This is a genomic window from Streptomyces boncukensis, assembly GCF_011045075.1.
Taxonomy (GTDB): domain Bacteria; phylum Actinomycetota; class Actinomycetes; order Streptomycetales; family Streptomycetaceae; genus Streptomyces; species Streptomyces boncukensis.
In genome coordinates this window covers 1-25,990 of record NZ_JAAKZZ010000018.1, presented here as the reverse complement: position 1 = coordinate 25,990, position 25,990 = coordinate 1, and the positions used below count along the sequence as shown (strand labels likewise).

At 71.3% G+C, this 25,990-nt stretch carries 28 protein-coding genes and 2 pseudogenes; 21 read left to right on the top strand and 9 right to left on the bottom strand.

What is annotated here, in order from left to right; all coding sequences use genetic code 11:
- Positions 1 to 141 precede the first annotated feature (141 nt).
- The 11 genes from G5C65_RS03455 to G5C65_RS03405 all read left to right on the top strand — a co-directional run bounded on the left by G5C65_RS03455 (position 142) and on the right by G5C65_RS03405 (position 10,177).
- A complete protein-coding gene (locus G5C65_RS03455) occupies positions 142 to 1,455 on the top strand; it encodes an MraY family glycosyltransferase (protein ID WP_165297082.1) in 1,314 nt (437 codons plus the stop codon).
- Positions 1,456 to 1,706: 251 nt separating this feature from the next.
- On the top strand, positions 1,707 to 2,150 hold the full coding sequence (locus tag G5C65_RS03450; protein ID WP_165297081.1) for a Cg1360 family ATP-synthase-associated protein: 444 nt from the start codon (positions 1,707 to 1,709) through the stop codon (positions 2,148 to 2,150).
- A 281-nt stretch (positions 2,151 to 2,431) separates the two neighbouring features.
- Positions 2,432 to 3,226, top strand: a complete 795-nt coding sequence (gene atpB / locus G5C65_RS03445) for a F0F1 ATP synthase subunit A (protein ID WP_165297093.1) — start codon at positions 2,432 to 2,434, stop codon at positions 3,224 to 3,226.
- Between the two features lie 77 nt (positions 3,227 to 3,303).
- Positions 3,304 to 3,558, top strand: a complete 255-nt coding sequence (gene atpE, locus G5C65_RS03440; protein WP_165297080.1) for an ATP synthase F0 subunit C — start codon at positions 3,304 to 3,306, stop codon at positions 3,556 to 3,558.
- Positions 3,559 to 3,618: 60 nt separating this feature from the next.
- Positions 3,619 to 4,182 carry a F0F1 ATP synthase subunit B gene (locus tag G5C65_RS03435; RefSeq protein ID WP_165297092.1) on the top strand — a complete coding sequence of 188 codons (564 nt, stop codon included), beginning with the start codon at positions 3,619 to 3,621 and terminating at the stop codon, positions 4,180 to 4,182.
- Complete coding sequence (locus G5C65_RS03430; protein ID WP_165297079.1) at positions 4,179 to 4,994, top strand: F0F1 ATP synthase subunit delta; 816 nt, start codon at positions 4,179 to 4,181, stop codon at positions 4,992 to 4,994. Before G5C65_RS03435 ends, G5C65_RS03430 begins: the two co-directional genes overlap by 4 nt.
- 134 nt (positions 4,995 to 5,128) lie before the next feature.
- On the top strand, positions 5,129 to 6,700 hold the full coding sequence (gene atpA / locus G5C65_RS03425; RefSeq protein WP_165297078.1) for a F0F1 ATP synthase subunit alpha: 1,572 nt from the start codon (positions 5,129 to 5,131) through the stop codon (positions 6,698 to 6,700).
- Between the two features lie 2 nt (positions 6,701 to 6,702).
- Positions 6,703 to 7,650 carry a F0F1 ATP synthase subunit gamma gene (locus G5C65_RS03420; RefSeq protein ID WP_165297077.1) on the top strand — a complete coding sequence of 316 codons (948 nt, stop codon included), beginning with the start codon at positions 6,703 to 6,705 and terminating at the stop codon, positions 7,648 to 7,650.
- Positions 7,651 to 9,105, top strand: a complete 1,455-nt coding sequence (gene atpD / locus G5C65_RS03415) for a F0F1 ATP synthase subunit beta (RefSeq protein WP_165297076.1) — start codon at positions 7,651 to 7,653, stop codon at positions 9,103 to 9,105.
- An 85-nt stretch (positions 9,106 to 9,190) separates the two neighbouring features.
- The gene (locus G5C65_RS03410; protein ID WP_165297075.1) at positions 9,191 to 9,574 is read left to right on the top strand and encodes a F0F1 ATP synthase subunit epsilon; all 384 of its coding nucleotides are present in this window, start codon (positions 9,191 to 9,193) and stop codon (positions 9,572 to 9,574) included.
- Positions 9,575 to 9,706: 132 nt separating this feature from the next.
- The gene (locus G5C65_RS03405; RefSeq protein ID WP_165297074.1) at positions 9,707 to 10,177 is read left to right on the top strand and encodes a DUF2550 domain-containing protein; all 471 of its coding nucleotides are present in this window, start codon (positions 9,707 to 9,709) and stop codon (positions 10,175 to 10,177) included.
- A 102-nt stretch (positions 10,178 to 10,279) separates the two neighbouring features.
- Here G5C65_RS03405 and G5C65_RS03400 read toward each other — a convergent pair whose 3' ends face one another.
- Positions 10,280 to 11,155 carry a LysR family transcriptional regulator gene (locus tag G5C65_RS03400; protein WP_165297073.1) on the bottom strand — a complete coding sequence of 292 codons (876 nt, stop codon included), beginning with the start codon at positions 11,153 to 11,155 and terminating at the stop codon, positions 10,280 to 10,282.
- Positions 11,156 to 11,267: 112 nt separating this feature from the next.
- Between G5C65_RS03400 and G5C65_RS03395 the strand changes: the two genes are divergently transcribed.
- Genes G5C65_RS03395 through G5C65_RS03385 form a run of 3 tightly spaced genes read left to right on the top strand, consistent with a single transcriptional unit; the run spans position 11,268 to position 14,037 of the window.
- The gene (locus tag G5C65_RS03395) at positions 11,268 to 12,146 is read left to right on the top strand and encodes an aldolase/citrate lyase family protein (protein WP_165297072.1); all 879 of its coding nucleotides are present in this window, start codon (positions 11,268 to 11,270) and stop codon (positions 12,144 to 12,146) included.
- Positions 12,147 to 12,169: 23 nt separating this feature from the next.
- Positions 12,170 to 12,697, top strand: a complete 528-nt coding sequence (locus tag G5C65_RS03390) for a MaoC/PaaZ C-terminal domain-containing protein (protein ID WP_165297071.1) — start codon at positions 12,170 to 12,172, stop codon at positions 12,695 to 12,697.
- Positions 12,697 to 14,037, top strand: coding sequence for an acetyl-CoA hydrolase/transferase family protein (locus G5C65_RS03385; RefSeq protein ID WP_165297070.1), 1,341 nt, complete (start codon positions 12,697 to 12,699; stop codon positions 14,035 to 14,037). The genes G5C65_RS03390 and G5C65_RS03385 overlap by 1 nt, the downstream gene beginning before the upstream one ends.
- Positions 14,038 to 14,042: 5 nt before the next feature.
- On the opposite strand, the gene G5C65_RS03380 is transcribed toward G5C65_RS03385, so the two are convergent.
- From G5C65_RS03380 to G5C65_RS03360, 5 genes are all read right to left on the bottom strand, one after another.
- A complete protein-coding gene (locus G5C65_RS03380) occupies positions 14,043 to 14,534 on the bottom strand; it encodes a methylated-DNA--[protein]-cysteine S-methyltransferase (protein ID WP_165297069.1) in 492 nt (163 codons plus the stop codon).
- Between the two features lie 125 nt (positions 14,535 to 14,659).
- On the bottom strand, positions 14,660 to 16,537 hold the full coding sequence (locus G5C65_RS03375; RefSeq protein WP_420903269.1) for a glycosyl hydrolase family 18 protein: 1,878 nt from the start codon (positions 16,535 to 16,537) through the stop codon (positions 14,660 to 14,662).
- 147 nt (positions 16,538 to 16,684) lie between these two features.
- The gene (locus tag G5C65_RS03370) at positions 16,685 to 17,353 is read right to left on the bottom strand and encodes a response regulator (RefSeq protein WP_165297068.1); all 669 of its coding nucleotides are present in this window, start codon (positions 17,351 to 17,353) and stop codon (positions 16,685 to 16,687) included.
- Entirely contained in the window at positions 17,350 to 18,600 is a 1,251-nt protein-coding gene (locus tag G5C65_RS03365; protein WP_165297067.1) for a sensor histidine kinase, read from the bottom strand. Before G5C65_RS03365 ends, G5C65_RS03370 begins: the two co-directional genes overlap by 4 nt.
- Positions 18,601 to 18,619: 19 nt before the next feature.
- A complete protein-coding gene (locus G5C65_RS03360; RefSeq protein ID WP_165297066.1) occupies positions 18,620 to 18,823 on the bottom strand; it encodes a DUF5708 family protein in 204 nt (67 codons plus the stop codon).
- Positions 18,824 to 19,043: 220 nt separating this feature from the next.
- On the opposite strand from G5C65_RS03360, the gene G5C65_RS03355 reads away from it, so the two are divergent.
- The 3 genes from G5C65_RS03355 (at position 19,044) to G5C65_RS03345 (ending at position 21,205) form a co-directional block, all read left to right on the top strand.
- Positions 19,044 to 19,625, top strand: coding sequence for a hypothetical protein (locus G5C65_RS03355; RefSeq protein WP_165297065.1), 582 nt, complete (start codon positions 19,044 to 19,046; stop codon positions 19,623 to 19,625).
- Between the two features lie 80 nt (positions 19,626 to 19,705).
- Positions 19,706 to 20,566, top strand: a complete 861-nt coding sequence (aac(3), locus tag G5C65_RS03350) for an aminoglycoside 3-N-acetyltransferase (protein ID WP_165297064.1) — start codon at positions 19,706 to 19,708, stop codon at positions 20,564 to 20,566.
- Positions 20,567 to 20,614: 48 nt separating this feature from the next.
- Positions 20,615 to 21,205, top strand: coding sequence for a helix-turn-helix domain-containing protein (locus G5C65_RS03345; RefSeq protein ID WP_165297063.1), 591 nt, complete (start codon positions 20,615 to 20,617; stop codon positions 21,203 to 21,205).
- A 37-nt stretch (positions 21,206 to 21,242) separates the two neighbouring features.
- Here the strand turns inward: G5C65_RS03345 and G5C65_RS03340 are convergent, their stop codons facing one another.
- From G5C65_RS03340 to G5C65_RS03330, 3 genes are read right to left on the bottom strand one after another with little or no spacing between them, the layout of a single operon-like run.
- Entirely contained in the window at positions 21,243 to 21,815 is a 573-nt protein-coding gene (locus G5C65_RS03340) for a cob(I)yrinic acid a,c-diamide adenosyltransferase (RefSeq protein ID WP_165297062.1), read from the bottom strand.
- A gap of 22 nt (positions 21,816 to 21,837) precedes the next feature.
- Positions 21,838 to 22,602: an ABC transporter permease gene (locus tag G5C65_RS03335; RefSeq protein ID WP_165297090.1), complete on the bottom strand. Its 765-nt coding sequence runs from the start codon at positions 22,600 to 22,602 to the stop codon at positions 21,838 to 21,840.
- A 2-nt stretch (positions 22,603 to 22,604) separates the two neighbouring features.
- The gene (locus G5C65_RS03330) at positions 22,605 to 23,390 is read right to left on the bottom strand and encodes an ABC transporter ATP-binding protein (RefSeq protein WP_165297061.1); all 786 of its coding nucleotides are present in this window, start codon (positions 23,388 to 23,390) and stop codon (positions 22,605 to 22,607) included.
- A gap of 82 nt (positions 23,391 to 23,472) precedes the next feature.
- Between G5C65_RS03330 and G5C65_RS03325 the strand changes: the two genes are divergently transcribed.
- From G5C65_RS03325 to G5C65_RS03310, 4 genes and pseudogenes are all read left to right on the top strand, one after another.
- Complete coding sequence (locus G5C65_RS03325; protein ID WP_165297060.1) at positions 23,473 to 24,129, top strand: TetR/AcrR family transcriptional regulator; 657 nt, start codon at positions 23,473 to 23,475, stop codon at positions 24,127 to 24,129.
- Positions 24,130 to 24,249: 120 nt separating this feature from the next.
- Positions 24,250 to 25,098, top strand: coding sequence for a 3-hydroxyacyl-CoA dehydrogenase NAD-binding domain-containing protein (locus tag G5C65_RS03320; RefSeq protein ID WP_165297059.1), 849 nt, complete (start codon positions 24,250 to 24,252; stop codon positions 25,096 to 25,098).
- 149 nt (positions 25,099 to 25,247) lie between these two features.
- Positions 25,248 to 25,538, top strand: a pseudogene (locus G5C65_RS03315) (STAS domain-containing protein); the annotation flags it as partial.
- A 251-nt stretch (positions 25,539 to 25,789) separates the two neighbouring features.
- Positions 25,790 to 25,990: pseudogene (locus tag G5C65_RS03310) on the top strand (hypothetical protein); the annotation flags it as partial.

Genomic DNA, 25,990 nt, shown 5'->3' with positions numbered 1-25,990 from the left:
CTGCGCGACCAGCCAGTATGCGCCCGCGGACCGCGAAGTACGCTCAGGGGCAGATCACTGATCGGTGCGGTCCGCGCCGGTCAGGCTCTACGCTGTGGCACCAGAAGTCTTGCCGAGGTCACTGAGAACCCAGGGGAGCACGTGCGGGAATACCTGCTGACGCTGTGCGTCACGGCCGCGGTCACGTATCTGCTGACCGGGCCGGTGCGGAAGTTCGCCATCGCGGCGGGCGCAGCGCCTCCTGTGCGGGCCCGCGACGTGCACCGGGAGCCGACTCCCCGGCTGGGCGGGATCGCGATGTTCTTCGGGCTGTGCGCCGGGCTGCTGGTGGCCGCGCAACTGACGAACATCGGGAAGTCCTTCACCCTTTCCGACGAACCCCGGGCGCTGCTGTCCGGGGCCGGGCTGATCTGGCTGATCGGCGTCCTGGACGACAAGTGGGGCGTGGACGCGCTGGTCAAGCTGGGCGGGCAGATGATCGCCGCCGGTGTGATGGTGCTCCAGGGCCTGACCATTCTGTGGCTGCCGGTGCCGGGGGTGGGGAACGTGGCGCTGACCCCGCTCCAGGGCACGCTGCTCACCGTGGCGGTGGTCGTGATCACGATCAACGCCGTGAACTTCGTGGACGGGCTGGACGGGCTCGCCGCGGGGATGGTCTGCATCGCCGCCACGGCGTTCTTCATGTACGCGTACCGGATGTGGTACGGCTACGGCTTCGAGGGCGCGTCCCCCGCCACGCTCTTCGCCGCCGTGCTGATGGGCATGTGCCTGGGCTTCCTGCCGCACAACATGCACCCCGCGCGGATCTTCATGGGGGACTCCGGGTCGATGCTGATCGGCCTGGTGCTGGCCGCGGGCGCGGTCTCGATCACCGGCCAGGTGGACCCGGACCTGCTGGCGGAGAACGCGGGCTCGGAGCGCGGCGCGGTGCATATGAGCCTTCCGCTCTATATGCCGCTGATGCTGCCGCTGACGATCATCGCGGTGCCGTTCATCGACCTGGTCCTGGCGATCGTGCGGCGCACCTGGAACGGGCGGTCGCCGTTCGCCGCCGACCGGGGCCATCTGCACCACCGGCTGCTGGAGATCGGCCACTCGCACAGCCGCGCGGTGTTGATCATGTACTTCTGGGCGGCGCTGATCGCGTTCGGCGCTGTGGCCTTCTCGGTGCAGTCCTCCAGCCTGGTGATCGTGCTCACCATCGTGCTGCTGAGCGCCGTCGGGCTGGTCGTCCTGCTGCTGCCGCGCTTCACGCCCCGGGTTCCGCGCTGGGCGTACGCCCTGGTTCCGCCTCGGTACCGACGTCGGCAGCGTATGCACTCCGCCGCTCAGGCCCCGGCCGAGGGGGAGCCGGAGGATGCGCGCGAACCGGCGCTGGCCGGGCTGCACGGGGCCACGGCGCTGGGGGCGCGGGAGGAGTCGGGCAACTCCCGTTCGGTCGAGAGCCGCCGGTGACGGGGCAACCGGCGCATACCGGACGCCGCTTGAGCCGTCAATGGGCCAGGCCGTCCCCAACCCCTCCGTGTGACGGGCAGCACACGAAGTAGGTAAAGACCTCATCAAATAGTTTGTGATAGCGTTCACTAAACCCGGTGACCTGCCGAACGGCCTCCCCGCTCAGGCCCTTCGGTGCGAGGCGGAGTCCTCATGCCGGGGATAGTCTCGTCACCCGACGACAGAAGACCCCGATTCTGCGGAGCACCCCCATGCAGTCGAACGACGCCCGCATGCTGTCGCACTGCGCCGTCCCCACTGCCGCGGCCGGCATGGTGGCCGCGGCCACCAGCGGCGTGTTCGCCGGCGGCAAGGGGGCGATCGGCGCGGCGGCCGGAGCACTCGTGGTGATCCTCTTCATGGGGATGGGCCTGTTCGTCCTCCAGCGCACCGCGCGGTCCCTGCCGCATCTCTTCCAGGCGATGGGCCTGCTGCTCTACCTGGTGCAGATCCTGCTGCTGTTCGTCGTTCTCGTGGTGTTCCGGGATACGACCCTCTTCGACACCGACACCTTCGCCTTCACCCTGCTCGGCGCGACCGTTGTGTGGGTCGTCGCGCAGGGCAGGGCGTATCTCAAGGCAAAGATCATGTATGTGGAGCCCGAGTCCGCCGCGGGGGGCGACGCGAAGGCCGCCACCTCGGGGGCCAATTCGTGACGCGAGGGACCTCCCGGACACGTAGGGGCGGGATAAGCGGGCGTTCGAGTAACTGCTATCGTCCGGTGCCAACTGCGGCGCCGCAGATCCCGGCGGCCGAGCATGTCGCGTTCCACGGGACGGAACGGACATTTTCGCCTCCTGATAGCCGCCGCCCCCTGAATCGTCAGACTTTGCAAGACACAGACCAGTGCCGTTCCGCGGCAGCGCGCCGTGCCGACACAACGAGGTAGCCGTATTTATGTGCCACGCAGAAGGAGCTAGCGGTGAGTGCTGACCAGATGCTCGCCTTCGAGACCGACTGCCACATCTTCGACGGCTGCGGTTTCGAGGCTCCCGGGCTCCACTCGTTCGTCTTCGAGCCGATGTTCAGCATCGGCGGCTTCGACTTCAACAAGCCGATCCTGCTCGCCCTCGTCGGCACGCTTGTCATCGTGTGGTTCTTCTGGGCCGCCTTCAACAAGCCCAAGCTGGTGCCGGGCAAGCTGCAGATGGTCGGCGAGGCGGGTTACGACTTCATCCGGCGCGGAGTGGTCTACGAGACCATCGGCAAGAAGGAGGGCGAGAAGTACGTCCCCATGGTGGTGGCGCTCTTCTTCTTCGTCTGGGTGATGAACCTCTGGTCGGTCATCCCGCTCGCCCAGTTCCCGGTGACCTCCATCTTCTCGATCCCGCTCGCCCTGGCGCTGATGGTCTACGTCGTCTGGGTCAGCCTCACGTTCAAGCGCCACGGGTTCGTGGGGGCCTTCAAGAACTTCACGGGGTATGACAAGTCGCTCGGCGGGGTGCTGCCGCTGGTCATGGTCATCGAGTTCTTCTCGAACCTGGTGATCCGCCCCTTCACCCACGCCGTCCGGCTCTTCGCCAACATGTTCGCCGGCCACATGCTGGTGGTGCTCTTCACCATCGCGACCTGGTACATGCTGAACGGCATCGGGATCGCCTACTCGGCCGTCTCCTTCGTCATGACGGTCGTGATGATCGCCTTCGAGCTGTTCATCCAGGTGATTCAGGCGTACGTCTTCGTCCTCCTGACCTGCACCTACATCCAGGGCGCGCTCGCCGAGGAACACTGAGCGCACCCGCCTCCGCCCACCCCCTAGATGTCCGGTGGCCAACCCCCACCGGTCCGTACAGAGAAGGAAGTAACGGCATGTCCGCTGCTCTGGAAATGGTCAACCTCGCCGCCGACGACGGTGTTACCGGCAACCTCGGCTCCATCGGCTACGGTCTCGCCGCCATCGGCCCCGGTATCGGCGTCGGCATCGTTTTCGGTAACGGCACCCAGGCCCTGGCCCGTCAGCCCGAGGCCGCCGGCCTGATCCGGCAGAACCAGATCCTCGGTTTCGCCTTCTGTGAGGCGCTGGCGCTCATCGGCATCGTCATGGGCTTCGTTTTCCGTTCCTGACATACCGAGCGAACCACCTGAATTCCGACGGAAGGCACTGACGTGATCGCCCTGGTACACATGGCGGAGACCGAGGTTCCGCAGAACCCGCTCGTTCCGCCGATCCCAGAGCTCGTCATCGGCCTGATCGCATTCGCCATCGTCTTCTTCTTCCTGTGGAAGAAGCTCCTCCCGAGCATCAACAAGGTTCTGGACGAGCGCCGTGAAGCCATCGAGGGCGGCATCGAGAAGGCCGACGCGGCCCAGCAGGAAGCGGCCGAGGTCCTCCAGCAGTACAAGGACCAGCTCGCCGAGGCCCGCCATGAGGCGGCCCGGCTGCGGGCCGACGCCCAGGAGCAGGGCGCCGCGCTGATCGCCGAGATGCGCGCGGAGGGCCAGCGGCAGCGTGAGGAGATCATCGCCGCTGGCCACGCCCAGATCGAGGCCGACCGCAAGCAGGCCGCGCAGACGCTCCGGCAGGACGTCGGCCAGCTCGCCACCGAGCTGGCGGGCAAGCTGGTCGGCGAGTCCCTGGAGGAGCACGCCCGGCAGAGCCGCACCATCGACCGGTTCCTGGACGAGCTGGAGGCCAAGGCCGACAGCACCGCCGGATCCGACGGCGCGGAGAGCGGGGCGAGCCGATGAACGGAGCGAGCCGCGAGGCCCTGGCCGCCGCGCGGGAGAGCCTGGCCGCGCTGACCGACAACACGCCGGTCGACGCGGCCCGGCTGGCCGACGAGCTCGCCGCCGTCACCGCGCTCCTGGACCGCGAGGTGTCGCTGCGCCGGGTCCTCACCGACCCGGCGCAGGACGGCGAGGCCAAGGCGCAGCTGGTCGCGCGGGTACTCGGCGGTCAGCTCGGCGGCGCCGCCGTGGACCTGGTCTCCGGCATGGTCCGGGCCCGCTGGTCCTCCCCGCGCGACCTGTGCGACGCGGTCGAGGAGCTGGCGGACGCCGCCGACCTCGTCGCCGCCGAGCGGGACGGCTCGCTGGACGAGGTCGAGGACGAGCTGTTCCGGTTCTCCCGGACCGTCTCCTCCTCGTCCGAGCTCCGCTCCGCGCTGACCAGCCGCACGGCCCCGGCCGAGGCCAAGGCGGGGCTGCTGCACGGCCTGCTCGGGGGCCGGGCCAGGCCCGCCACGGAGCGGCTGGTGACCCGCCTTGTGACCCAGCCGCGGGGACGTAGCCTGGAGGGAGGGCTGGAGGCCCTCTCGAAGCTGGCCGCGGAGCGCCGCAACCGCTCGGTTGCCGTGGTCACCTCGGCGGTGCCGCTCAGGGATCAGCAGCGGCAGCGCCTCGGGGCCGCCCTCGCCAAGCTGTACGGGCGGCAGGTGCACCTCAACCTCGACGTGGACCCCGAGGTCCTCGGCGGGGTCACGGTGCGCATCGGCGACGAGGTGATCAACGGTTCGATCGCGGACCGTATCGACGAGGCGCAGCGCCGTATGGCCGGCTGACCACCAACTCAACAAGCCAACTCAACAAGCACGACAGCGGCCCGAGTTGGGCCGTACAGAGCAGTCTTTGGGGGACGACCCCCAAGCCCCCCGAAGTGTGACAACGGGCCCAACGAGGAGAGCAGGGAACCCAGATGGCGGAGCTCACGATCCGGCCGGATGAGATCCGGGACGCGCTGGAGAACTTTGTCCAGTCGTACACGCCGGACGCGGCCTCGCGCGAAGAGGTCGGTACGGTCAGCAGTGCCAGCGATGGCATCGCGAAGGTCGAGGGGCTGCCCTCGGCCATGGCGAACGAGCTGCTGAAGTTCGAGGACGGCACCCTCGGCCTCGCCCTCAACCTTGAGGAGCGCGAGGTCGGCGCGGTCGTCCTGGGTGAATTCAGCGGCATCGAGGAGGGCCAGCCGGTGCGCCGCACCGGCGAGGTCCTGTCGGTTCCGGTCGGCGACGGCTTCCTGGGCCGCGTCGTGGACCCCCTGGGCGCCCCGATCGACGGGCTCGGGGAGATCGAGGGCGAGGCGCGCCGCGCCCTGGAGCTGCAGGCCCCCACGGTGATGCAGCGCAAGTCCGTGCACGAGCCGATGGAGACCGGCTACAAGGCCGTCGACACCATGACCCCCATCGGCCGCGGCCAGCGCCAGCTGGTCATCGGCGACCGCCAGACCGGCAAGACCGCGCTCTGCGTCGACACGATCATCAACCAGCGGGACAACTGGCGCTCCGGCGACCCGGACAAGCAGGTCCGCTGCATCTATGTCGCCGTCGGCCAGAAGGGCTCCACCATCGCGTCCGTGCGCGGCGCGCTGGAGGAGGCCGGCGCGCTGGAGTACACGACGATCGTCGCGGCCCCGGCGTCCGACCCGGCGGGCTTCAAGTACATCGCCCCCTACACCGGCTCGGCCATCGGCCAGCACTGGATGTACCAGGGCAAGCACGTCCTCGTCGTCTTCGACGACCTCTCCAAGCAGGCCGACGCCTACCGCGCCGTCTCCCTGCTGCTGCGCCGCCCGCCGGGCCGTGAGGCGTACCCGGGCGACGTCTTCTACCTGCACTCGCGCCTCCTGGAGCGCTGCGCCAAGCTCTCCGACGACATGGGCAAGGGCTCGATGACGGGCCTGCCGATCGTGGAGACCAAGGCCAACGACGTCTCGGCGTTCATCCCGACCAACGTGATCTCCATCACCGACGGCCAGTGCTTCCTGGAGTCCGACCTGTTCAACGCGGGCCAGCGGCCGGCGCTGAACGTCGGCATCTCCGTCTCCCGCGTCGGCGGCTCGGCCCAGCACAAGGCGATCCGGCAGATCACCGGCTCGCTCCGGGTCGACCTCGCGCAGTACCGGGAGCTGGAGGCGTTCGCCGCCTTCGGCTCGGACCTGGACGACGCCTCCAAGGGGGCGCTGGAGCGCGGCAAGCGCATGGTCGAGCTGCTGAAGCAGCCGCAGTACCAGCCGTTCGCCACCGAGGACCAGGTCGCCTCCGTCTGGTCGGGCACGAACGGCAAGATGGACGACGTGCCGGTCGAGGACATCCGCCGCTTCGAGAAGGAGCTGCTGGACTTCCTGCACCGCGAGCACGCCTCGCTGATGACCGGCATCCGCGAGGGCGCCAAGATGTCGGACGACACCGTCCAGGCGCTCGGCGACGCCGTCGACAGCTTCAAGACCCAGTTCGAGACCGCCGACGGCAAGCTGCTGGGCGAGGGCTGAGCATGGGTGCCCAGCTCAGGGTCTACAAGCGGCGGATCAAATCCGTCACTGCGACCAAGAAGATCACCAGGGCGATGGAGATGATCGCCGCCTCGCGCATCGTCAAGGCGCAGCGCAGGGTGGCGGCCTCCGAGCCGTACGCGACGGAGCTGACCCGCGCGGTCACCGCCGTGGCCCAGGGGTCTGGCGTGCAGCACTGGCTCACCACCGAGGTGGAGCGCCCCACCCGGGCCGCCGTGCTGCTCATCACGAGCGATCGCGGTCTCGCGGGCGGGTACAACTCCAACGCCATCAAGGCGGCGGACCAGCTCACCAACCGCCTCATCGGCGAGGGCAAGGAAGTCGTCAACTACATCGTCGGCTCCAAGGGCGTCGCCTACTACCGGTTCCGCGAGCGCGCGGTCAAGCAGTCGTGGACGGGCTTCACCGACGAGCCGTCGTACGCGGACGCCAAGGCCGTCGCGGCGCCGCTGATCGAGGCGATCAAGGCGGACACCGGGGCCAAGGACGGCGTGGACGAGCTGCACATCGTCTACACCGAGTTCGTCTCGATGATGACGCAGACCCCGGTGGACAACCGGATGCTGCCGCTCACCTTCACCAAGACCGCGGCGGAGTCGGCCGAGGTGATCGAGGGCGCCATCAAGCGCGGCGGCCCCGAGATCCTTCCGCTGTACGACTTCGAGCCCTCGGCCGAGGACGTCCTCGACGCGCTGCTGCCGCGGTATGTCGAGTCCCGGATCTACAACGCCCTGCTCCAGGCGGCGGCCTCCAAGCACGCCGCCACCCGCCGGGCGATGAAGTCGGCGACCGACAACGCCGAGGACCTCATCAAGTCGCTGACGCGGCTTGCCAACGCGGCCCGCCAGGCCGACATCACCCAGGAAATCAGCGAGATCGTCGGTGGCGCGAGCGCGCTGGCTGACGCTAACGCGGGGAGTGACCGCTAAATGACCACTGCTACCGAGACGGCCCCTGTGACCGGCGCGGCCACCGGCCGCGTCGCGCGGGTCATCGGCCCGGTCGTCGACGTGGAGTTCCCCGTCGACGCGATGCCGGACATCTACAACGCGCTGACCGTTCAGGTGCTGGACCCGTCAGCGGACGGCGCCCGCAAGACCCTCACCCTGGAGGTCGCCCAGCACCTCGGCGAGGGCCTGGTGCGCGCCATCTCCATGGAGCCCACCGACGGCCTGGTCCGCCAGGCCCCGGTGACCGACACCGGCGAGGGCATCACGGTGCCCGTCGGCGATGTCACCAAGGGCCGGGTGTTCAACACCCTGGGCCGGATCCTGAACGAGCCGGAGGCCGAGTCCGAGGTCACCGAGCGCTGGCCGATCCACCGCAAGGCCCCGGCCTTCGACCAGCTTGAGTCCAAGACCGAGATGTTCGAGACCGGTCTGAAGGTCGTCGACCTGCTGACCCCGTACGTCAAGGGCGGCAAGATCGGCCTGTTCGGCGGCGCGGGCGTCGGCAAGACCGTGCTCATCCAGGAAATGATCATGCGTGTGGCGAAGCTGCACGAGGGCGTCTCCGTGTTCGCCGGTGTCGGCGAGCGCACCCGTGAGGGCAACGACCTCATCGAGGAGATGGACGAGTCCGGTGTGCTCCCGCAGACCGCGCTGGTCTTCGGCCAGATGGACGAGCCGCCGGGGACCCGGCTCCGCGTCGCGCTGGCCGGCCTGACGATGGCCGAGTACTTCCGCGACGTCCAGAAGCAGGACGTGCTGTTCTTCATCGACAACATCTTCCGCTTCACCCAGGCCGGCTCCGAGGTCTCCACGCTGCTCGGCCGGATGCCCTCCGCCGTGGGCTACCAGCCGAACCTGGCGGACGAGATGGGTGTGCTCCAGGAGCGCATCACCTCCACCCGCGGCCACTCGATCACCTCGATGCAGGCGATCTACGTCCCCGCCGACGACCTCACCGACCCGGCCCCGGCGACCACGTTCGCCCACCTGGACGCCACCACGGTGCTCTCGCGGCCGATCTCGGAGAAGGGCATCTACCCGGCGGTGGACCCGCTGGACTCCACCTCCCGGATCCTGGACCCGCGGTTCGTCTCGCAGGAGCACTACGACTGCGCCGAGCGGGTCAAGGGGATCCTGCAGAAGTACAAGGACCTGCAGGACATCATCTCCATCCTCGGCATCGACGAGCTGTCCGAGGAGGACAAGCTCACGGTGTCCCGCGCCCGCCGGATCGAGCGCTTCCTGTCGCAGAACACGCACGCGGCGAAGCAGTTCACCGGTCTGGACGGATCGGACGTTCCGCTGGACGAGTCGATCTCCGCGTTCAACGCCATCGCGGACGGTGACTTCGACCACTTCCCGGAGCAGGCGTTCTTCATGTGCGGCGGCCTGGAGGACCTGAAGGCCAAGGCCAAGGAGCTGGGCGTCTCCTGACGCCGTGCGGCAGGGCGCGCGTACCCGTGCGCGCGCCCGCCCGTGCACCCCGTATCCTTTCTCCATCCCAGTTAGAGGAGCCACAGTGGCTGAGCTGCACGTCGAGTTGGTCGCCGCCGACCGCAAGGTCTGGTCGGGCGAGGCCAGCCTGGTCGTCGCGCGCACCTCGTCGGGTGATATCGGTGTCATGCCCGGCCACCAGCCGCTGCTCGGCGTGCTGGAGTCCGGCCCCGTCACCATCCGCACCACCGGCGAGAGCGGCGACGGCACCGTCGTCGCCGCGGTGCACGGCGGCTTCATCTCGTTCGCGGACAACCAGCTCTCGCTGCTCGCGGAGATCGCGGAGCTGACGGACGAGATCGACGTCCAGCGCGCCGAGCGCGCGCTGGAGCGGGCCAAGTCCCAGGCGGACGCCTACGCGGAGAAGCGCGCCGACGTCCGGCTGCGAGCGGTGACGGCCGTGCGCTGACGCCGTACGGCGCGTACGACCACACTCAGCCGCGGGTGGTCCCGGAGCTCTCCGGGACCGTCCGCGGCTGAAGCCATACATACGAAGAGCCGCACACGGAGTGCGACGAGTGAAGCGAGGAGGTCGGTGAAGATGGTCCTCGCTCTGCTGCTGTGCGGCGTGGTCGTCCTGCTGGCGGTGGCGGGACTCTTCGCCTTCGGGGTGCGGCGCCGGCTGGTCCAGCGCTCTGGAGGAACGTTCGACTGCAATCTGCGCTGGGACGTCTCCGAGGCGGAGGCGGCCGAGCCCACCGGAAAAGGCTGGGCATACGGCATCGCCCGCTACAACGGCGACCGCATCGAATGGTTCCGCGTCTTCTCCTACGCTCTTCGGCCCCGCCGCCAACTGGTGCGCGGGGCCATCGACGTCCTGGAGCGGCGTGCGCCGCACGGCGAGGAGGAGGTGGCGCTGCTCTCGGACGCGGTGGTGCTCGCCTGCGCCGTGGGCGGCGGGGAGTCCGGCCCGCCGGTGCGGGTGGAGCTGGCGCTGAGCGAGGACGCGCTCACCGGCTTTCTGGCCTGGCTGGAGGCCGCACCGCCCGGCCAGCGCGTAAACGTAGCCTAGCCGGGCGGGCGCTTCAGGGGCGCGGGGAACTGCGCGCGCAACCACGGCGGCAGCCGCAGTCCGCACGGCACAGCGAGGGGCAGCCCCTGCCCGGCATCTCCCTCACCGGGCGCTGTGCAGCGCCGTTTCCCGGAAGGCCGCTGACGACGGGGGCATGTAGCGGTCCTCGATCCAGCCCAGGGCAATCGGGCGGACCAGGCTCGCGTCGGCCAGCCGCACCTCTTCGACCTCCCGCGTCGGCCCTTCCTCGGGCAGCAGGCCGAGGCCGATGCCGGCGCCGATGAGGCCGCGCAGCGTATTGACGTCGGTGCCCTCGAAGGCCACCCGGGGGCGGACGCCGTGCCGCTCGCAGGCCGCGTCGAAGATCGCGCGCAGCGTGTGGTCCGCCGTGAGCAGGACGACGGGCTCGTCCGCCAGCTCCGCGAAGTCGACCGGCGCCCGCCGGGCGAGCCGGTGGCCGCGCGGGACGGCCAGCCGCAGCGGTTGCTCGAAGAGCTCGTGCCAGCGCACGGCGCCGCCCGGGTCGAAGAGGCCGGGAACGGTGAGGCAGAGGTCGGTGCTCCCGTCCAGCAGGTCCTGCACCACGCCGCGTCCGGAGCCCTGCCGCAGCGCGTAGCCCACGCCGGGCCGCCGTTCCCGGTGGCGGCGGATCAGCTCGGGCACGGTGACGGCGCCCAGCTGGTGCAGGAAGCCCAGCGCCACGCTGCCGCTGTCCTCGCCCGCCAGCTCCCGTACGCCCGCGGCGCCCCGGTCCAGGCGGGCCAGGGTCTCGCGCGCGGTGACGAGGAAGTCGCCGCCGAACCGGTTGAGCTCGATGACCCGGCCTCTGCGGGTGAACAGCGCCACGCCCAGCTCCTGTTCGAGCTGCGCGACCGCCCGGCTGACCGCCGACTGCGAGACCGCGAGCCGGCTCGCTGCCATCCCCATGTGCCCGGCCTCGGCGACGGCCCGGAAGTAGCGGAGCTGGTACAGCTCCATCGCCCCTCCTCTGTTGCGCTCTACGCATCGTTTTCTTCTAAACATTCTATTGGACGCGGTAAAGCGCTGTGCGTAACGTCGAGAGCGAAAGTAATAGAGGAGGGCTAAACCAATGAAAGCGGACAGTGGGGACCTCGCGGGCACCCGGAGTTGGCTGTTCACTCCCGGAACCGAGCCGCGGCTCTTTCCGCGGGCGGCCGAGGCGGGCGCGGACGTCCAGATCATCGACCTGGAGGACGCGGTGCCGCCGGCGGCCAAGGACCGGGCGCGGGTCGCGGCCCTGAACCATCTCGCCGCACAGCCCGGCGTGGCCGCTCCGCCGGGGCCCGTCCAGGCGCTGCGGATCAACTCTCCCGCGACGCCGGCGGGGGTGGGCGACCTGCGGGCGCTGCTGAGCTCGACCGCCGATCCCGATCTCCTCGTCGTGCCCAAGAGCGAGACCTCCGCCGTACTGGATCTCCTGGACGGCCTGCTGCACGGCGCGGGCAAGCGCACCCGGCTGGTCGCGCTGGCGGAGAGCGCCCGCGCGGCCGCCCGCCCCCACGAGGTGTTCCGCACCCGGCGCCCGCTGGCCGCCGTGCTCTTCGGCGCCGCCGACACCGCGGCCGACCTGGGTGCCGAGCCCGGCTGGGAGCCGTTGCGGCACGCGCGGCAGGTGCTGCTGGCGGCGGCAGCGGCGGCGGGCGTCCCGGCGGTCGACTCGCCCTTCTTCGCCCTCGGCGACCCGGAGGGGCTGCGTGCGGAGGCGTCGCTGGCGCGGAGCTACGGCTTCGCCGCCAAGGCGGCCATCCACCCTTCCCACGTCGCCGTCCTCAACGACGTCTTCACCCCCACCGCCGCCCAGGGCGACTGGGCGCGGCGCGTGCTCGCGGCCGGAGAGGGCGGGGCCGGGACGGTGGACGGCGCCATGGTCGACGAGGCGGTCGCGCGCCGCGCCCGCCGCATCCTCGCCGGCCTGCCGGACGCCTCCTCGTACGCCGCCTCCCGGTGACCACTCGTCTAGGAGAACCCGTCATGGACCACACACCGTCGCAGTTCCGCGAGATCGCCCCGAACCGCTACCGCGAGACCTCCGGCCTCTACTACGAGGACTTCGTACCGGGCGACACCTTCGAGCACCGTCCGGGCCGCACGGTCACCGACGGCGACAACATCTGGATGACCCTGCTGACGATGAACACCCAGCAGGTGCACTTCGACGCCGCGTACGCGGCGCGCACCGAGTGGCGCAGGCCGCTGGTCGACTCCACGCTCACCGTCGCGCTGCTGACCGGAATGAGCGTCCGTACGGTCAGCGCCAAGGTGGTGGCCAACCTGGGCTGGGACAAGGTCCGCGCGACCCACCCGGTGTTCGCGGGGGACACCCTCTACGCGGAGAGCGAGGTGCTGCACAAGCGCGAGTCGAGGAGCAGGCCGACCCAGGGGATCGTCACGGTCCGCACCACGGGCCGCAACCAGGACGGCACCGTCGTCATGACCTTCGAACGCACCATGCTGATCTACAAGCGGGGGCACTCCCCCGAGCGGGAGGCGAACTACTGATGGCACCCGGATTCGCGTACGAGCGGTACCAGGGCGTGTACCAGCGCAAGCTCACCGACGCCGACAGCGCGGTCGAGCGCATCGCCGACGGCTCGGCCGTGGCGCTGAGCCAAGCCGCCTCGCAGCCGCCCGAGCTGATGCGCGCGCTGGCCGACCGCGCGCGGGCGGGCGACGTCGACGGCGTGCGGCTCTACTACTTCCACGCCGAGGAGCCCATGCGCCGGACGCTCCTGCAGTACGAGCTGATGGGACGCATCCGGCCGTACTCCTTCTTCTTCCAGCGGGCGGAGCGCGAGCTGGCGGCCCGCGCGGAGAAGGACGGCATCGGCAAGGTCGTCCACTACGTCCCCAGCCACTTCAGCCAGGCGTCCCGGCTCTTCGCCGAGCAGGTGCCCGTGGACACCTTCCTCGTCACCGTCTCGCCGATGGACGAGCACGGCTGGTTCACGTTCGGCACCAACAACGACTACACCAGCTCGGTGGCCCGCCAGGCGCGCCGGCTGATCGTCGAGGTGAACCCGCGGATGCCCCGGGTCTTCGGGCACTCCTCCCTGCACATATCCGAGGTCGATGCCGTCGTCGAGCACGAGGCGCCGCTGCCGGAGCTGTCCCCGCGCCCCGTCCACCCCCAGGAGCGGCAGATCGCCGAGCGGATCGCGGAGCTGGTTCCCGAGCACGCCTGCCTGCAGATCGGCGTGGGCGGCCTGCCCAACGCGGTCTGCGAGGCGCTGAAGGACCGCGAGGGCCTGGGCGTCCACACCGAGGTGCTGACCCCCGGGCTCGCGGAGCTGATCTCCTCCGGCGCCGCCACGGGCAGCCACAAGAGCGTCAACCGGGGCAAGGCCGTCTTCACGTTCGCCATGGGCGACGAGCCCTTCTACCGCTTCATGGACGGGAACCTCGCCCTGGAGTCGCACCCGGTCGGCTACGTCAACGACCCGTCGGTCATCGCCCGCAACGACCGCGTGGTCTCGGTTAACTCCACGGTCGAGATGGACCTCACGGGCGCGTGCAACTCCGAGTACCTGGGCGGGCACCAGTTCACCGCCACGGGCGGGCAGGTGGACTTCGTGCGTGGCGCGTACGCCTCCCGGGGCGGCAGATCCGTGATGGCGTTCCAGTCCACGGCCAGGGGCGGTACGGTCAGCAAGCTCGTCCCCCGGCTCTCGGGACCCGTCACCACCCCGCGCACCGATGTGCACTACGTGGTCACCGAGTACGGCGCCGCCAACCTCAAGGGCCTCGCCTCGGCCGAGCGTGCCGAGGCGCTGATCGCGCTGGCCCACCCGGACTTCCGCGACGAGCTGACGGCGGCGGCGCGCGAGCAGCACCTGCTGTGAACCCGTCAGACGGGCAGCCGGGCCGCGCTCTGCTCGAAGTCCAGCAGATACCGCTTGCGGGCCAGGCCGCCGCCGTACCCGGTCAGCGAACCGCTCGCGCCGAGCACCCGGTGGCAGGGGACGACGATGCCGACCGGGTTCCTGCCGTTCGCGAGGCCGACCGCGCGGGAGGCGGCGGGGTTGCCCAGCCGGGCCGCGAGCTCGCCGTACGAGACGGTCGCCCCGTACGGGATCCGGCGCAGCTCACGCCAGACGGCGCGCTGGAACTCCGTACCCTCCAGCGCGAGCGGCAGATCGAACTCCTCGCGCTCCGCGGCGAAGTACTCGCCGAGCTGGCGTGCCGCCGCGGCGAAGCCGTCCGGGTCCGGGACGCCGAAGGTCTCCTGGGGCGGGCGGTGCCGCTGGTCTTCCATATAGAGGCCGGTCAGCGCCCCGTCGCCGTTCGCGACGAGGGTCAGCGGGCCGACGGGGCTGTCGATCACTGTGTGGGTGCGCATGCCTCCAGCCTCGCCGCCCCGCGCGCCGCCCGCTGGCGGAAATGCGACAGGCACCCGGAACCGGGGAGACGGGAGGCGGCCCCGTCTCCCCGGTCGTCATCCGGTGCCTGTGGCGCCTGGCGCGGCTACCGCAGACCGCGGTCGATCGCGGACATCAGCTCGCCGCCCGCGTCTCCGCTGAACTCCCAGGCGAAGCTGCCGCCCAGGCCCTGCCGCTTCACATAGTCCATCTTCCCGGCGACCGTCTCCGGGGTGTCGTAGCTCCACCACTCCTTGCCGCAGTGCGCGTACGCCGTGCCCGCGACCTTGCCGTTGGCCGGGCAGCGGCCCTTCAGCTCCTTGTAGTCGTCGATGCCCTGCTCGTACTTGCCGGGCGCGGGGCCGGTGGCCGAGCCGCCGGGCTCCTTCTGGGTGACGCCGGTCCAGCCGCGGCCGTAGAAGCCGATGCCGAGCAGCAGCTTCTCGCTGTCGATGCCCTTCGCCTTGAGCTTCTGGATGGCGGCGTCGGAGTTGAAGCCCTGCTGCGGGATGCCCGGGTAGGAGGTCAGCGGGGAGTGCGGCGCCGTGGGGCCCTGGGCGTCCCAGGCGCCGAAGAAGTCGTAGGTCATGACGTTGTACCAGTCGGAGTACCGGGCGCCGCCCGCGTAGTCCGCCTTGTCGATCTTGCCGCCGTCCGAGGCGTCCGCGGTGATCGCCGCGGTGACCAGGTTGTCCTGGCCGAAGCGGTCGCGGAACGCCTTCATCATGTCCCGCATCACGGCCGGGCCGCTGCTGTCGCAGCTCTTGCCGCAGGCGTTGGGGTACTCCCAGTCCAGGTCGATGCCGTCGAAGACGTCCGCCCAGCGCTCGTCCTCGACGAGCTTGTAGCAGGAGTCGGCGAACGCGGCCGGGTTCTTCATGGCGTCGCCGAACCCTCCCGACCAGGTCCAGCCGCCGAACGAGTAGAGGATCTTGATGTGCGGGTACTTCTCCTTGAGCTTGCGCAGCTGGTTGAAGTTGCCGCGCAGCGGCTGGTCCCAGGTGTCCCCCTTGCCGTCGACGGACTCCTCGGCGCTGTAGGTCTTCTCGTAGTCGGCGAAGGAGTCGCCGATGGTGCACCGGCCGTTCTGGACGTTGCCGAAGGCGTAGTTGATGTGCGTGATCTTCTCCGCTGTGCCGGAGGTGACCAGGTCCTTGACGTGGTAGTCGCGCTGGTAGACGCCCCAGTTGGTGAAGTAGCCCAGCTTCACCTTGTCGCCTGTGGGCGGGTCCTCGCCGCCGGTGGTGCGCACCTGGCGCACCCCGCTGGACGGGCCCGTCTGGTCCGCGGTGTCCCGGGCCCGGACGGTGTAGGCGTAGTCGGTGCCCGGCTTGAGGCCGGAGTCGGTGTAGTTCAGCCCTTCGACGGTGGCGACCTGCTGCCCGTCGCGCAGCACGTCGTAGTTCTTGACGCCCTTGTCGTCGGTCGCGGCGGTCCAGCTCAGCTTGACGCCGGTGTCGGTGACGTCGCTCGCCGTCGGGGTGCCGGGCGCGGACGGGGCCTGGTCACCGGGCTGGGTGCCGTCGCAGGAGGCGCCGTTGAGCGTGCAGTCGGTCGCGCTGCCGCCGCCGGTGCCGTTGAAGCCGAAGGAGACGGAGGCGCCCGGCGCGATGCTGCCGTTCCAGCCCTTGTCCTCCGCGGTCCAGGTGGTCCCGGAGTTGGTGACCGTGGCGTCCCAGGCGGAGGTGACCTTGGTGTCGGCGGGGAACGTCCACTCGATCGTCCAGCCGTCGAGCGGCGCGTCCCCGGTGTTCTTGATCGTCCACTTGCCCTCGAAGCCGGTCCCCCAGTCGGAGACCTTGGTGTACTCGGCCGTCGCGGTGGTCGCGGCCGCGCCCTGGCTCTCGGCCGGGGCCGCCGCTTGGCCGACGCCGCTGAGCAGCCCGAGGGAGAGGCCCAGCGTCAGTGCCGCCGCCGAGAACCGGCGCCCGGCGCGTCTGAGCCGTCGGGAGCGGGGGGTGGGTGGTGCGGTTGCAGATCTCACGGAGGTGCTCCTCGGTCCGGGGGAAACGGGGATGGACCTGCGCCGCCTCGCGAGCACGTGGGGGCATGCTCACCGCAGTGACCGGGAGATTAAAGTGGTCTGTACCACTGAGTCAATAGGTCTGGACCACGGCGCGCAGATGGAACGTCACCCTCCGGTGATGCCCACCTCCTGCGCGAGGATCGCCGCCTGGGTGCGGCTGCGCAGCTCCAGCTTCGTCAGCAGACGGCTGACGTGCGTCTTCACCGTGGCCTCCGCCATCGCCAGCCGCTCGGCGATCTCCGCGTTCGGCAGCCCCTCGCCGACGCAGCCCAGCACCTCCCGCTCCCGCCGGGTGAGCTCGGACAGCCCCGGCGGGGGAGCGGCCGGCGGCTCGGCGCGGCCCCCGGCGAACTCCGCGATCAGCCGCCGGGTCACCGCGGGCGCGATCAGCCCCTCGCCGCGCGCCACCGTGCGGACGCCCTCCACCAGGGCCGCCGCCTCGCTGTCCTTGAGCAGGAATCCGGCGGCCCCCGCGCGCAGCGCGCCGAACACGTACTCGTCCAGGTCGAACGTGGTGAGCACCAGGACGTCCGCGAGGCCGTCCGCCGTGATCCGGCGGGTGGCCGTCACCCCGTCGACCCGCGGCATCTGGATGTCCATGAGCACCACGTCCGGGCGCAGCGTCCGCGCGAGCCGCACCGCCTCCTCGCCGTCCCCGGCCTCGCCCACGACCTGGATCCCCGGCCCGGCGCCGCGCAGAATCAGCACCAGACCGGCCCGTACGGCCTGCTGGTCCTCCGCGACGACCACCCGTACCGGCGCTTCCTCCGTCACCTGCTCTCCTCCCGATCGCTCCGAGCCTCCGCCCGCGCGGGCAGCACCGCGCACACCTCCCAGACCTTCCCGCCGTGCGCGCCGGTGACGGGGCCCGCCGTCAGCTCCCCGCGCAGCAGCTCCACCCGCTCCCGCATCCCGACCAGCCCGGCGCCCGAGCCCGGGACGCGCGGCCCGTCGCGGTCCGCGAGCGGGCTGGTCACCCGGATGCGCAGCACATCGCCCCCGGTGGCCAGCGCCACCTCGACGGTGCCCGGCGCCGCGTGCTTGAGCGCGTTGGTGACCGCCTCCTGGACGACGCGATATGCGGCGAGCTCGACGGGCGCGGGCAGCGCGGCGCCGTCCGCACGGGCGTCGCGCAGCGTGAACGCCAGGCCCTCGCCGTCCCCGCGGGCCCGCGCCAGCAGCGCCTCCAGGCCGTTCAGGGACGGTGTGGCGGCGGGCTCCGCGTCACCCGAGGCGTCTCGCAGCAGCCCGATCAGACGGCGCATCTCGGCCAGGCCCTGCACGCTGTTCTCCCGGATGACGCCCAGCGCGTCGCGCCGCGCCGCGCCGACCCCGTTGTCGCCCCCGCCGTCGCCCGCGCCGTCGCCCCCGCCGTCGTCCAGGGAGAGCGCCGCCGTGGAGTGGATGGCGATGGCCGAGAGATGGTTGGCGACCACGTCGTGCAGCTCGCGGGCCATCCGGGAGCGCTCGGCGTTGATCGCCTGCGCCCGGTCCATCTCGGCCAGCAGCGCGGTCTGCTCGGCCCGCAGCCGCTCGGCCGAGGCGCGGTCCTTGTGCTGGCGGACCAGCGCGCCCGTCCACGCCGGGACCATGGTGATCCCGCCCGTGAGCGCGCCTACCAGCAGCACCTGCGGATCGCGGGAGACGGCCAGCAGCCCGAAGGTCACGGCGACCGTGAAGACGACCGTGCCCGGCAGCAGGATCCGGCCCAGCCGGGGCGAGCCGTACAGCACGGCGGCGTAGACGATGTCGGTGAACAGGATCAGCGTCGCCAGTATCCCGCCGGTCAGCATGTCGGCGGCCTCGACGGGGACGGCCGCCACCAGCACCCACGGCTGCGCGGTCCGCCGCCCGAGCACCAGCAGACACATCACCGCCAGCGGCAGCAGCGGGAGCCAGCGCGCGCCCACCAGCGCCGGCGAGTTGTACAGCCCGAACGCCCACAGCAGCAGGCCGCCCGCCAGTCCGCACACGGCGACGAGCACGTCGTCGCGGTGCGGGCGGGTCAGACGTGCGGGCATGGCTCCATCTCAGCACGGGTCACGGGCGGCGGACAGCGCCGGAGCCGCGCACGGCCAGCCAGGCGCTGTGCAGCAGGGTGACCCCGCCGATCACCGCGAGCACCAGCCCGGCCCTGGAGAGTGTGATCACCGGGGTGTCCACTCCGTCGGCGAACCGCCACAGCGGCAGCCCGGCCAGGACGAGCACCGTCCCCTCCACGGCCCGCTTACCGGCGTCCGACATGCCCCTCACCCTCCTTCAATCGTGTTTTCGCTGGTCACAAGCGTAGGGCGGAAGCGGGCCCGACTCCTCGCCCCGCGGGAGGAAGCCGGGCCGCCGGGCACTGCATCTTTCGTCGCAGCGGCGAGCGGCGCGGATCGTCGCCTCCGACGACGCCCGCGCGGGGTCCCGCGGGCGAACCTGGTGCCATGGCCTGTCCGGCCGGGACACGAAAGGGGCGGCTGTGATCGTCACGCTGATCGTCATCTGCGAGGTCGGCTTCTGGGTGCTGCTCGCAGCGGGGCTCGCCCTGCGCTACGTCGCCAAGATGCCGCGTACCGGCGCCGCCGTGCTGCTGTGCGAGCCGCTGCTGGAGGTCGTGCTGCTGATCGTCACCGCGATCGACCTGAAGAACGGCGCCGACCCCGACTTCCGGCACGGCCTCGCCGCCGTCTACATCGGCTTCAGCATCACCTACGGTCACTACATGGTCACCTGGGCCGACCGCCACTTCGTGCACCGCGTCCTCAAGGGCCCCCGCCCCGCGAAGCCGCCGCGCTACGGGATGGCGCGCGCCCTGCACGAGTGGAAGCACTGCCTGCGCACGGTCGGGGCCGCCGCGATCGCCGCCGGGCTGCTCCAGTGCGCCGTGTGGTACGTGGACAACGCGGACCAGAGCGAGTCGCTGCGCGGGTGGCAGGCCCGGATGGGCATCGTGGCGGTCATCGCCGTGATCGTCGCGCTGAGCTACACGCTGTGGCCCAAGCAGGCCCCTGCCGGGCAGCAGCACCAGTACGAGGAGCCGGCGGGACACCGGGAGCGGTGATGTGGCGGGCGTCGGGAGGGGCGTAACCTGTGCGCTCGCCGTCATTGTCGTCACCGCCGTCGTCGCCGTGAGGGGAGTCCATGGACGAACGCGCGCTGCTGGAGCGCTCCGGCGGCCCGGTGACCGGGGAGCGGATCACGCGCGACGTGCGGGCCCTGGGCGTGCGGGAGGGCGACACCGTCATGTTCCACACCGAGCTGTCCGCGCTCGGCTACGTCCCCGGCGGGCCGCCGACCGTGATCGCGGCGCTGCTGGAGGCCGTCGGGGAGGGCGGCACGCTGCTGGCGTACACGGGGTGGAACGACGCGCCGCCCTACGACTTGCCCTCCTGGCCCGAGGAGTGGCGGGAGGCCGTCCGCGCCGCGCACCCGGCCTACGACCCGGTGGTGAGCGAGGCCGACCACGCCAATGGCCGCCTCCCGGAGGCGCTGCGGCACTGGCCGGGCGCCCGGCGCAGCAGGCACCCCGACGTCAGCTTCGCCGCCGTCGGCGCCCGTGCCGCCGAGCTGACCGACGGCCACGCGTGGGACGACCCGCACGGCCCCGGCTCGCCCCTCGCCCGGCTGGTGGAGCAGGAGGGCCGGGTGCTGCTGCTCGGGGCCCCGCTGGACTCCCTCACCCTGCTGCACCACGCGGAGGCGCTGGCCGAGGCGCCCGGCAAGCGCCATGTGCGCTACGAGCAGCCGGTGCTCGACCCGCTGTCGGGGCAGAGGGTGTGGCGGAGCTTCTGGGACATCGACTCGGAGGACGGCGCGTTCGACTACGCCGCGCTGGACGCGGTGGCGGAGGGCGAGTGGCCGTTCGCCGTCATCGCCCGCGCGATGCTCGCGGCGGGCATCGGCACGCGCGGGACGGTCGGCGCGGGGGAGAGCCACCTGTTCGACGCGGGGGACGCGGTGCGGTTCGCGGTGGGCTGGATCGAGCGGGAGTTCGGGGCCTGACCGCAACGACGGTTGCCGATCCCGGGAGCGCCGGGGTGCAATGGGCGGGTGGAGCACTCACCCCCCATCGCCCAGGCCCTGAACGAGGTCGGCCCCCGGCTCAGACGGCTGCGCACCGAACGCGGGGTGACGCTGACGGCGCTCGCGGAGGCCACCGGTATCTCCAAGAGCACCCTCTCCCGGCTGGAGTCGGGCCAGCGCCGCCCGAGCCTGGAGCTGCTGCTGCCGATCGCGCAGGCGCACCAGGTGCCGCTGGACGAGCTGGTGGGGGCGCCGGAGGTCGGCGACCCCCGGGTGCGGCTGAGACCGAAGCAGGTGAACGGCAACACGGTGCTGCCGCTCACCCGGCAGACCGGCCCGCTGCAGAGCTTCAAGATGGTGCTTCCGGCCGGACGGAGCACGCCGCAGCCGGTGACGCACGAGGGCTACGAGTGGCTCTATGTGCTCGCCGGCCGGCTGCGCCTGGTGCTGGCCGACCACGATCTGGTGCTGGGCGCGGGCGAGGTGGCCGAGTTCGACACCCGGCTGCCGCACTGGTTCGGGAGCACGGGGGAGGGGCCTGTGGAGGTGCTCAGCCTCTTCGGCCGCCAGGGCGAGCGCATGCACGTGAGGGCCCGGCCCAAGTCCCGCGAGGGGTGAGCGGTCCGGTCCGGCGGGGCGACCCGCCGGACGCGGGCTACCGCTCGCCGCCGGGCACCCACAGCACATCGCCCTCGGCGAGGTTCGCCGTGCGGGCCAGGATGAACAGCAGATCCGAGAGCCGGTTGAGATAGGTGGCCGTCAGCGGGTTCATCGTCTCGCCGTGCTCCTCCAGCGCCGCCCACGTCGACCGCTCGGCCCGCCGCACCACCGTGCACGCCTGGTGCAGCAGCGCGGCGCCCGGCGTACCGCCCGGCAGGATGAAGGAGCGCAGCTTCTCCAGCCCGGCCAGGAAGCGGTCGCAGTCGGCCTCCAGCTTGTCGATGTACTCCTGTTCCACCCGCAGCGGCGGGAACTCGGGGTCGGGGACGACGGGGGTGGACAGGTCGGCGCCGACGTCGAAGAGGTCGTTCTGCACGCGCGTGAGGACGGTCTTCAGCTCGTCGCCGAGCGCGCCCAGCGCCAGGGCGGCCCCGATCGCGGCGTTGGCCTCGTTGGCGTCGGCGTACGCCGCGATACGGGAGTCGGTCTTGGGGGTGCGGCTCATGTCGCCGAGCGCGGTGGTGCCCTTGTCGCCGGTACGGGTGTAGATCCGGGTGAGGTTAACCATGTGCCGAGCGTAGCCCCCGGCGTCAGAGGGCGGCTCCCCGGAAGAGCCGGGTGCCCAGCGCGAGCGACGCCGCCGCCAGCGCGGCGCCGACGAGGGCGCCGACGGCGAGCGTGCCGCCGCCGTAGTCCCCCACGAACGCGGCGCGTACCGCGTCCACCAGATAGCGGAACGGCACCGCGTGCGAGATCCCGTCCAGCCAGGCCGGGGCGAGGCTCATCGGCAGCAGGATCCCGGAGAGCAGCATCGCGGGCAGGTTGACGGAGTTGACGATCGGTGCGAACTCCTGCGGGGTGCGGGCCCGCATCGCCAGCGCGTACGACAGCGAGGCCAGCGAGGCGGCCAGCACCGCCACGAAGACGAAGCCGAGCAGCACCCCGGGCACGGGAGCGCGCAGCCCGAAGGCGACGCCGGCCAGCACCAGCAGCGTGGACTGGAGGAGCAGTTGGAGCACGTCCCGCACGATCCGGCCCAGCAGCAGCGCCAGCCTGCTGACCGGGGTCACCCGCATCCGCTCCATCACCCCGTACTGCTTCTCGACGAGGATCTGGAAGCCCGCGAACCCGGAGGAGAACAGCCCGAGCTGGATCAGCAGCCCCGGCACCAGGGTCTGCCAGGAGTCGCCGGAGCCGCCCAGCGGAACGTCCCGCAGCAGCGGGCCGAACAGCACCAGGAAGAGCAGCGGCTGGAGCAGTCCGAACAGCAGCGCGATGCGGGAACGGGCGGTCTGCCGGATGTAGCGCCCGGCGATGACGCCGGTGTCGCTGAGAAGCTGCGGCAGGCGGGTCATCGTCACACCGCCACCGGGGTCTCGTCCTGGGGCGCGGCGCCGCGCCCGGTGATCGCGAGGAAGGCGTCCTGCAGGCTCGCGTCCGGGGAGCCGCCGTGCTCCGCCTTCAGCTGCGCGGGCGTCCCCTCGGCGACGATCCGCCCCTGGTCGACGATCACCAGCCGGTCGGCGAGCGCGTCGGCCTCGTCCAGATAGTGCGTCGTGAGGAAGACGGTCGTGTTCCGCTCGGCGCGCAGCCGCCGGATCAGCCCCCACAGCGCGGCGCGGCTGCCGGGGTCGAGGCCGGTCGTCGGCTCGTCGAGGAAGAGCAGCCCGGGGCGGTGGGTGAGGGCCATCGCGATGTCCAGGCGGCGGCGCTGCCCCCCGGACAGGGCCGCGCACTTGCGGTCCAGGAGGTCGCCGAGGTCCAGCTCGCGGGCCAGCTCCCCGGCGCGCGCGGGGGCCTCGGTCCGCGGGACGCGGTAGAGCCGGGCCTGCGTCGTCAGCTCCTCGCGGACGGTGACGTTCGGGTCGACGCCGCCGGACTGCGCGACGTAGCCGATGCCCTGGCGCACGCCGGCCGGGTCGCGCGCCAGGTCCCGGCCCGCGACGGTGGCGGTGCCGGCGGTGGGGGGCAGGAGGGTGGTGAGCATGCGCAGGGCGGTGGTCTTTCCCGCGCCGTTCGGTCCGAGGAGGCCGAGTATCTCGCCGCGCTCGACGGTCAGGTCGATGCCCCGTACGGCCTCGACGGTGCGGGTCCTGGTCTGGAAGGTCCGGGTCAGCCCGGAGGTGTGGATGACGGCTGGCATGCCGACCAGAAAAACAGAGAGGCTTAAATTTTGCAATGACCCCAATATTTCATCGAGGCCAGCAGGCGTCTACGGTGGAGGCATGGCCGGCACCGCCCCGACCGAGGGCCGCAGGGAGCGCAAGAAGCGGGAGACGCGCGAGCGGATCTCGGACATCGCCACGGGGATGTTCCTGGAGCGCGGCTTCGAGGCCGTCACCATCGCCGAGATCGCGGAGGCCGCCGACGTCTCGGTGAACACGGTCTACAACTACTTCCCGACCAAGGAGGACCTCTTCTTCGACCGCGCGGAGGAGATGACCGACCGCCCGGCGAAGGCGGTCCGGGAGCGGGAGCCGGGGTGGTCGGCGGCGGACGCGATCCTCGGCCAGATGCGCCAGGCCATCCGGGACCGCAGCATCTACGCCGGGATGATGGAGGGCTACGACCGGTTCATGCGCTGCATCCGCGAGTCGCCCGTACTGCTGGCCCGGCTCATGCTGATCCAGCACCGGACGACCGAACGGCTGACCGAGACGCTGCGCGCGGAGACCGGCGCGGCGCCGGGCGACCCGCTGCCCGAACTGGTCGCCAGTCAGCTGGTGGGATTCAGCAACGTCCTCTTCCGCTCGGCGGTGCTGTCCGTCGCGGACGGCACCCCGGTGGAGGAGGTCGCCGCGGACTCGCTCGCCAAGCTCGATGCGTTTGAAACTTTGACGACCGACGTGTTCCTCAACTACGCGACGCGCGCGGGCGGCTGATCGAGTGTGATGTCCGCCATGTGAGACGTGATCCGCGTCTCTTCACCGCCCACAGCCGGGCCGGAACCGCTAGTGTCCGCCCAACGGACAGTGGTAACAACGCGGTGGAGGGTGAAGACCGTGGCGCAGAAGCTCGCCGTCATCGGAGCCGGACTCATGGGGTCCGGTATCGCACAGGTCTCGGCCCAGGCGGGGTGGGACGTGGTGCTCCGCGATGTGACGGACGAGGCGCTCACCCGGGGGACCGACGGCATCAAGGCGTCCTACGACAAGTTCGTGGGCAAGGGCAGGCTGGACGCCGCCGACGCCGAGGCCGCGCTCGCCCGGATCACCACCACCACCGAGCTGGACGGCGCGGCCGACGCCGATGTCGTGGTCGAGGCGGTCTTCGAGAAGATCGAGGTCAAGCAGGAGATCTTCGCCGCGCTGGACCAGCTGGTACGCGACGATGCGGTGCTCGCCTCCAACACCTCGGCCATCCCGATCACCAAGATCGCGGCGGCCACCGGGCGCCCGGAGCGGGTCGTCGGCGCGCACTTCTTCTCGCCGGTGCCGATGATGGCCCTGTGCGAGCTGGTGCGCGGCCACAAGACCAGCGACGAAACCCTCGCCACTGCCCGCCGGTTCGCCGAGTCGGTCGGCAAGACCTGCGTCGTCGTCAACCGCGACGTCGCCGGCTTCGTCACCACCCGGCTGATCTCGGCCCTCGTCGTCGAGGCCGCCAAGCTCTACGAGTCGGGCGTCGCCTCGGCCGAGGACATCGACACCGCCTGCAAGCTGGGCTTCGGCCATGCCATGGGGCCGCTGGCCACCGCCGACCTGACCGGTGTGGACATCCTGCTGCACGCCACGGAGAACATCTACACCGAGTCCAGGGACGGCAAGTTCGCCCCGCCGGAGCTGATGCGGCGCATGGTGGACGCGGGGGACCTGGGGCGCAAGAGCGGGCAGGGCTTCTACGACCACTGAGCCCCCCGCGCGGGTGAACTCGGTATCGGTTGGAACACGGACGGCAACTTCGCCCCCGCCGCGGCAGTCAGTTGTGGTGAAACCGCACGGCCCACGCAGGCAGCACGACACGGACTTACGGACGCGCACGCCGAACTCGGGGAGATTGTATGCACATCAGGGGCGACCACGCGGAGCTGGTCGTCGGAGGCCGACTCGACGTCCGCAGCGCCGCGGACGCCCGTACGGTCCTGCACAGCGCCGTCGACTCCGGGGACGGCGACCTCGTGCTGGATCTCACGGAGCTCGATTCGTGGGACGCCACGGGGCTCGGCGTGATCATGGGGGCGCACCGCCGCGCGGGCCGCTGCGGGCGGCGGCTCGTCCTGCGCGAGGTGCCGCCCCAGATGCGGCGGCTGCTGGTGGCCACCCGGCTGCACCGGATCCTCGCGATCGAGGGCGCCGAGGGCGTCGAGGGCACGGCGGGTGCCGAGGGCAAGCGGGCCGGGGCCGCTCCCGCGGCAGGGCCTGCGGGCACCCCGTCCGCCGAACCCGGTGTCCAAATTCTCACAAAGCCGTGACGTCGGAGCACGGACAGCGCCCCACCGGCTTCGGAATACTGGGCCCCGCGCTGTGGCCGCGCGGCCGCCGAGTGGGCGGCCGGGCCGTACCGGGGGCCGGCGCGGCACTGTAACCGGGGCAGGGGCATCGCATGGAGCAGCACGAGGACGGATACGAGCGGGAGGCGCCCGAGGACGCCGTACCCGGCGCGGCGCCGCACGACGGCATACCGCCCGCCGAAGCCGAAGGGCCCGCCGCCGACACCGGCGGCTCCGCGGCGCCGCCCGCGGAGGGCGGCCAGGCCGGAGGCGGTGCGGTCGGGGGCGGTGCGGTCGGGAGCGGTGCGGTCGGG

Coding starts and splice junctions, on each gene's coding strand:
- G5C65_RS03325 (WP_165297060.1), top strand. CDS start 23,473: ATGGCCGGCACCGCCCCGACCGAGGGCCGCAGGGAGCGCAAGAAGCGG.
- atpA (WP_165297078.1), top strand. CDS start 5,129: ATGGCGGAGCTCACGATCCGGCCGGATGAGATCCGGGACGCGCTGGAG.
- atpD (WP_165297076.1), top strand. CDS start 7,651: ATGACCACTGCTACCGAGACGGCCCCTGTGACCGGCGCGGCCACCGGC.
- G5C65_RS03390 (WP_165297071.1), top strand. CDS start 12,170: ATGGACCACACACCGTCGCAGTTCCGCGAGATCGCCCCGAACCGCTAC.
- G5C65_RS03430 (WP_165297079.1), top strand. CDS start 4,179: ATGAACGGAGCGAGCCGCGAGGCCCTGGCCGCCGCGCGGGAGAGCCTG.
- atpB (WP_165297093.1), top strand. CDS start 2,432: ATGCTCGCCTTCGAGACCGACTGCCACATCTTCGACGGCTGCGGTTTC.
- G5C65_RS03330 (WP_165297061.1), bottom strand. CDS start 23,390: ATGCCAGCCGTCATCCACACCTCCGGGCTGACCCGGACCTTCCAGACC.
- G5C65_RS03335 (WP_165297090.1), bottom strand. CDS start 22,602: ATGACCCGCCTGCCGCAGCTTCTCAGCGACACCGGCGTCATCGCCGGG.
- G5C65_RS03380 (WP_165297069.1), bottom strand. CDS start 14,534: ATGCGCACCCACACAGTGATCGACAGCCCCGTCGGCCCGCTGACCCTC.
- G5C65_RS03385 (WP_165297070.1), top strand. CDS start 12,697: ATGGCACCCGGATTCGCGTACGAGCGGTACCAGGGCGTGTACCAGCGC.
- G5C65_RS03360 (WP_165297066.1), bottom strand. CDS start 18,823: ATGTCGGACGCCGGTAAGCGGGCCGTGGAGGGGACGGTGCTCGTCCTG.
- G5C65_RS03435 (WP_165297092.1), top strand. CDS start 3,619: ATGGCGGAGACCGAGGTTCCGCAGAACCCGCTCGTTCCGCCGATCCCA.
- G5C65_RS03365 (WP_165297067.1), bottom strand. CDS start 18,600: ATGCCCGCACGTCTGACCCGCCCGCACCGCGACGACGTGCTCGTCGCC.
- G5C65_RS03405 (WP_165297074.1), top strand. CDS start 9,707: ATGGTCCTCGCTCTGCTGCTGTGCGGCGTGGTCGTCCTGCTGGCGGTG.
- G5C65_RS03400 (WP_165297073.1), bottom strand. CDS start 11,155: ATGGAGCTGTACCAGCTCCGCTACTTCCGGGCCGTCGCCGAGGCCGGG.
- G5C65_RS03395 (WP_165297072.1), top strand. CDS start 11,268: ATGAAAGCGGACAGTGGGGACCTCGCGGGCACCCGGAGTTGGCTGTTC.
- G5C65_RS03450 (WP_165297081.1), top strand. CDS start 1,707: ATGCAGTCGAACGACGCCCGCATGCTGTCGCACTGCGCCGTCCCCACT.
- G5C65_RS03420 (WP_165297077.1), top strand. CDS start 6,703: ATGGGTGCCCAGCTCAGGGTCTACAAGCGGCGGATCAAATCCGTCACT.
- atpE (WP_165297080.1), top strand. CDS start 3,304: ATGTCCGCTGCTCTGGAAATGGTCAACCTCGCCGCCGACGACGGTGTT.
- G5C65_RS03340 (WP_165297062.1), bottom strand. CDS start 21,815: ATGGTTAACCTCACCCGGATCTACACCCGTACCGGCGACAAGGGCACC.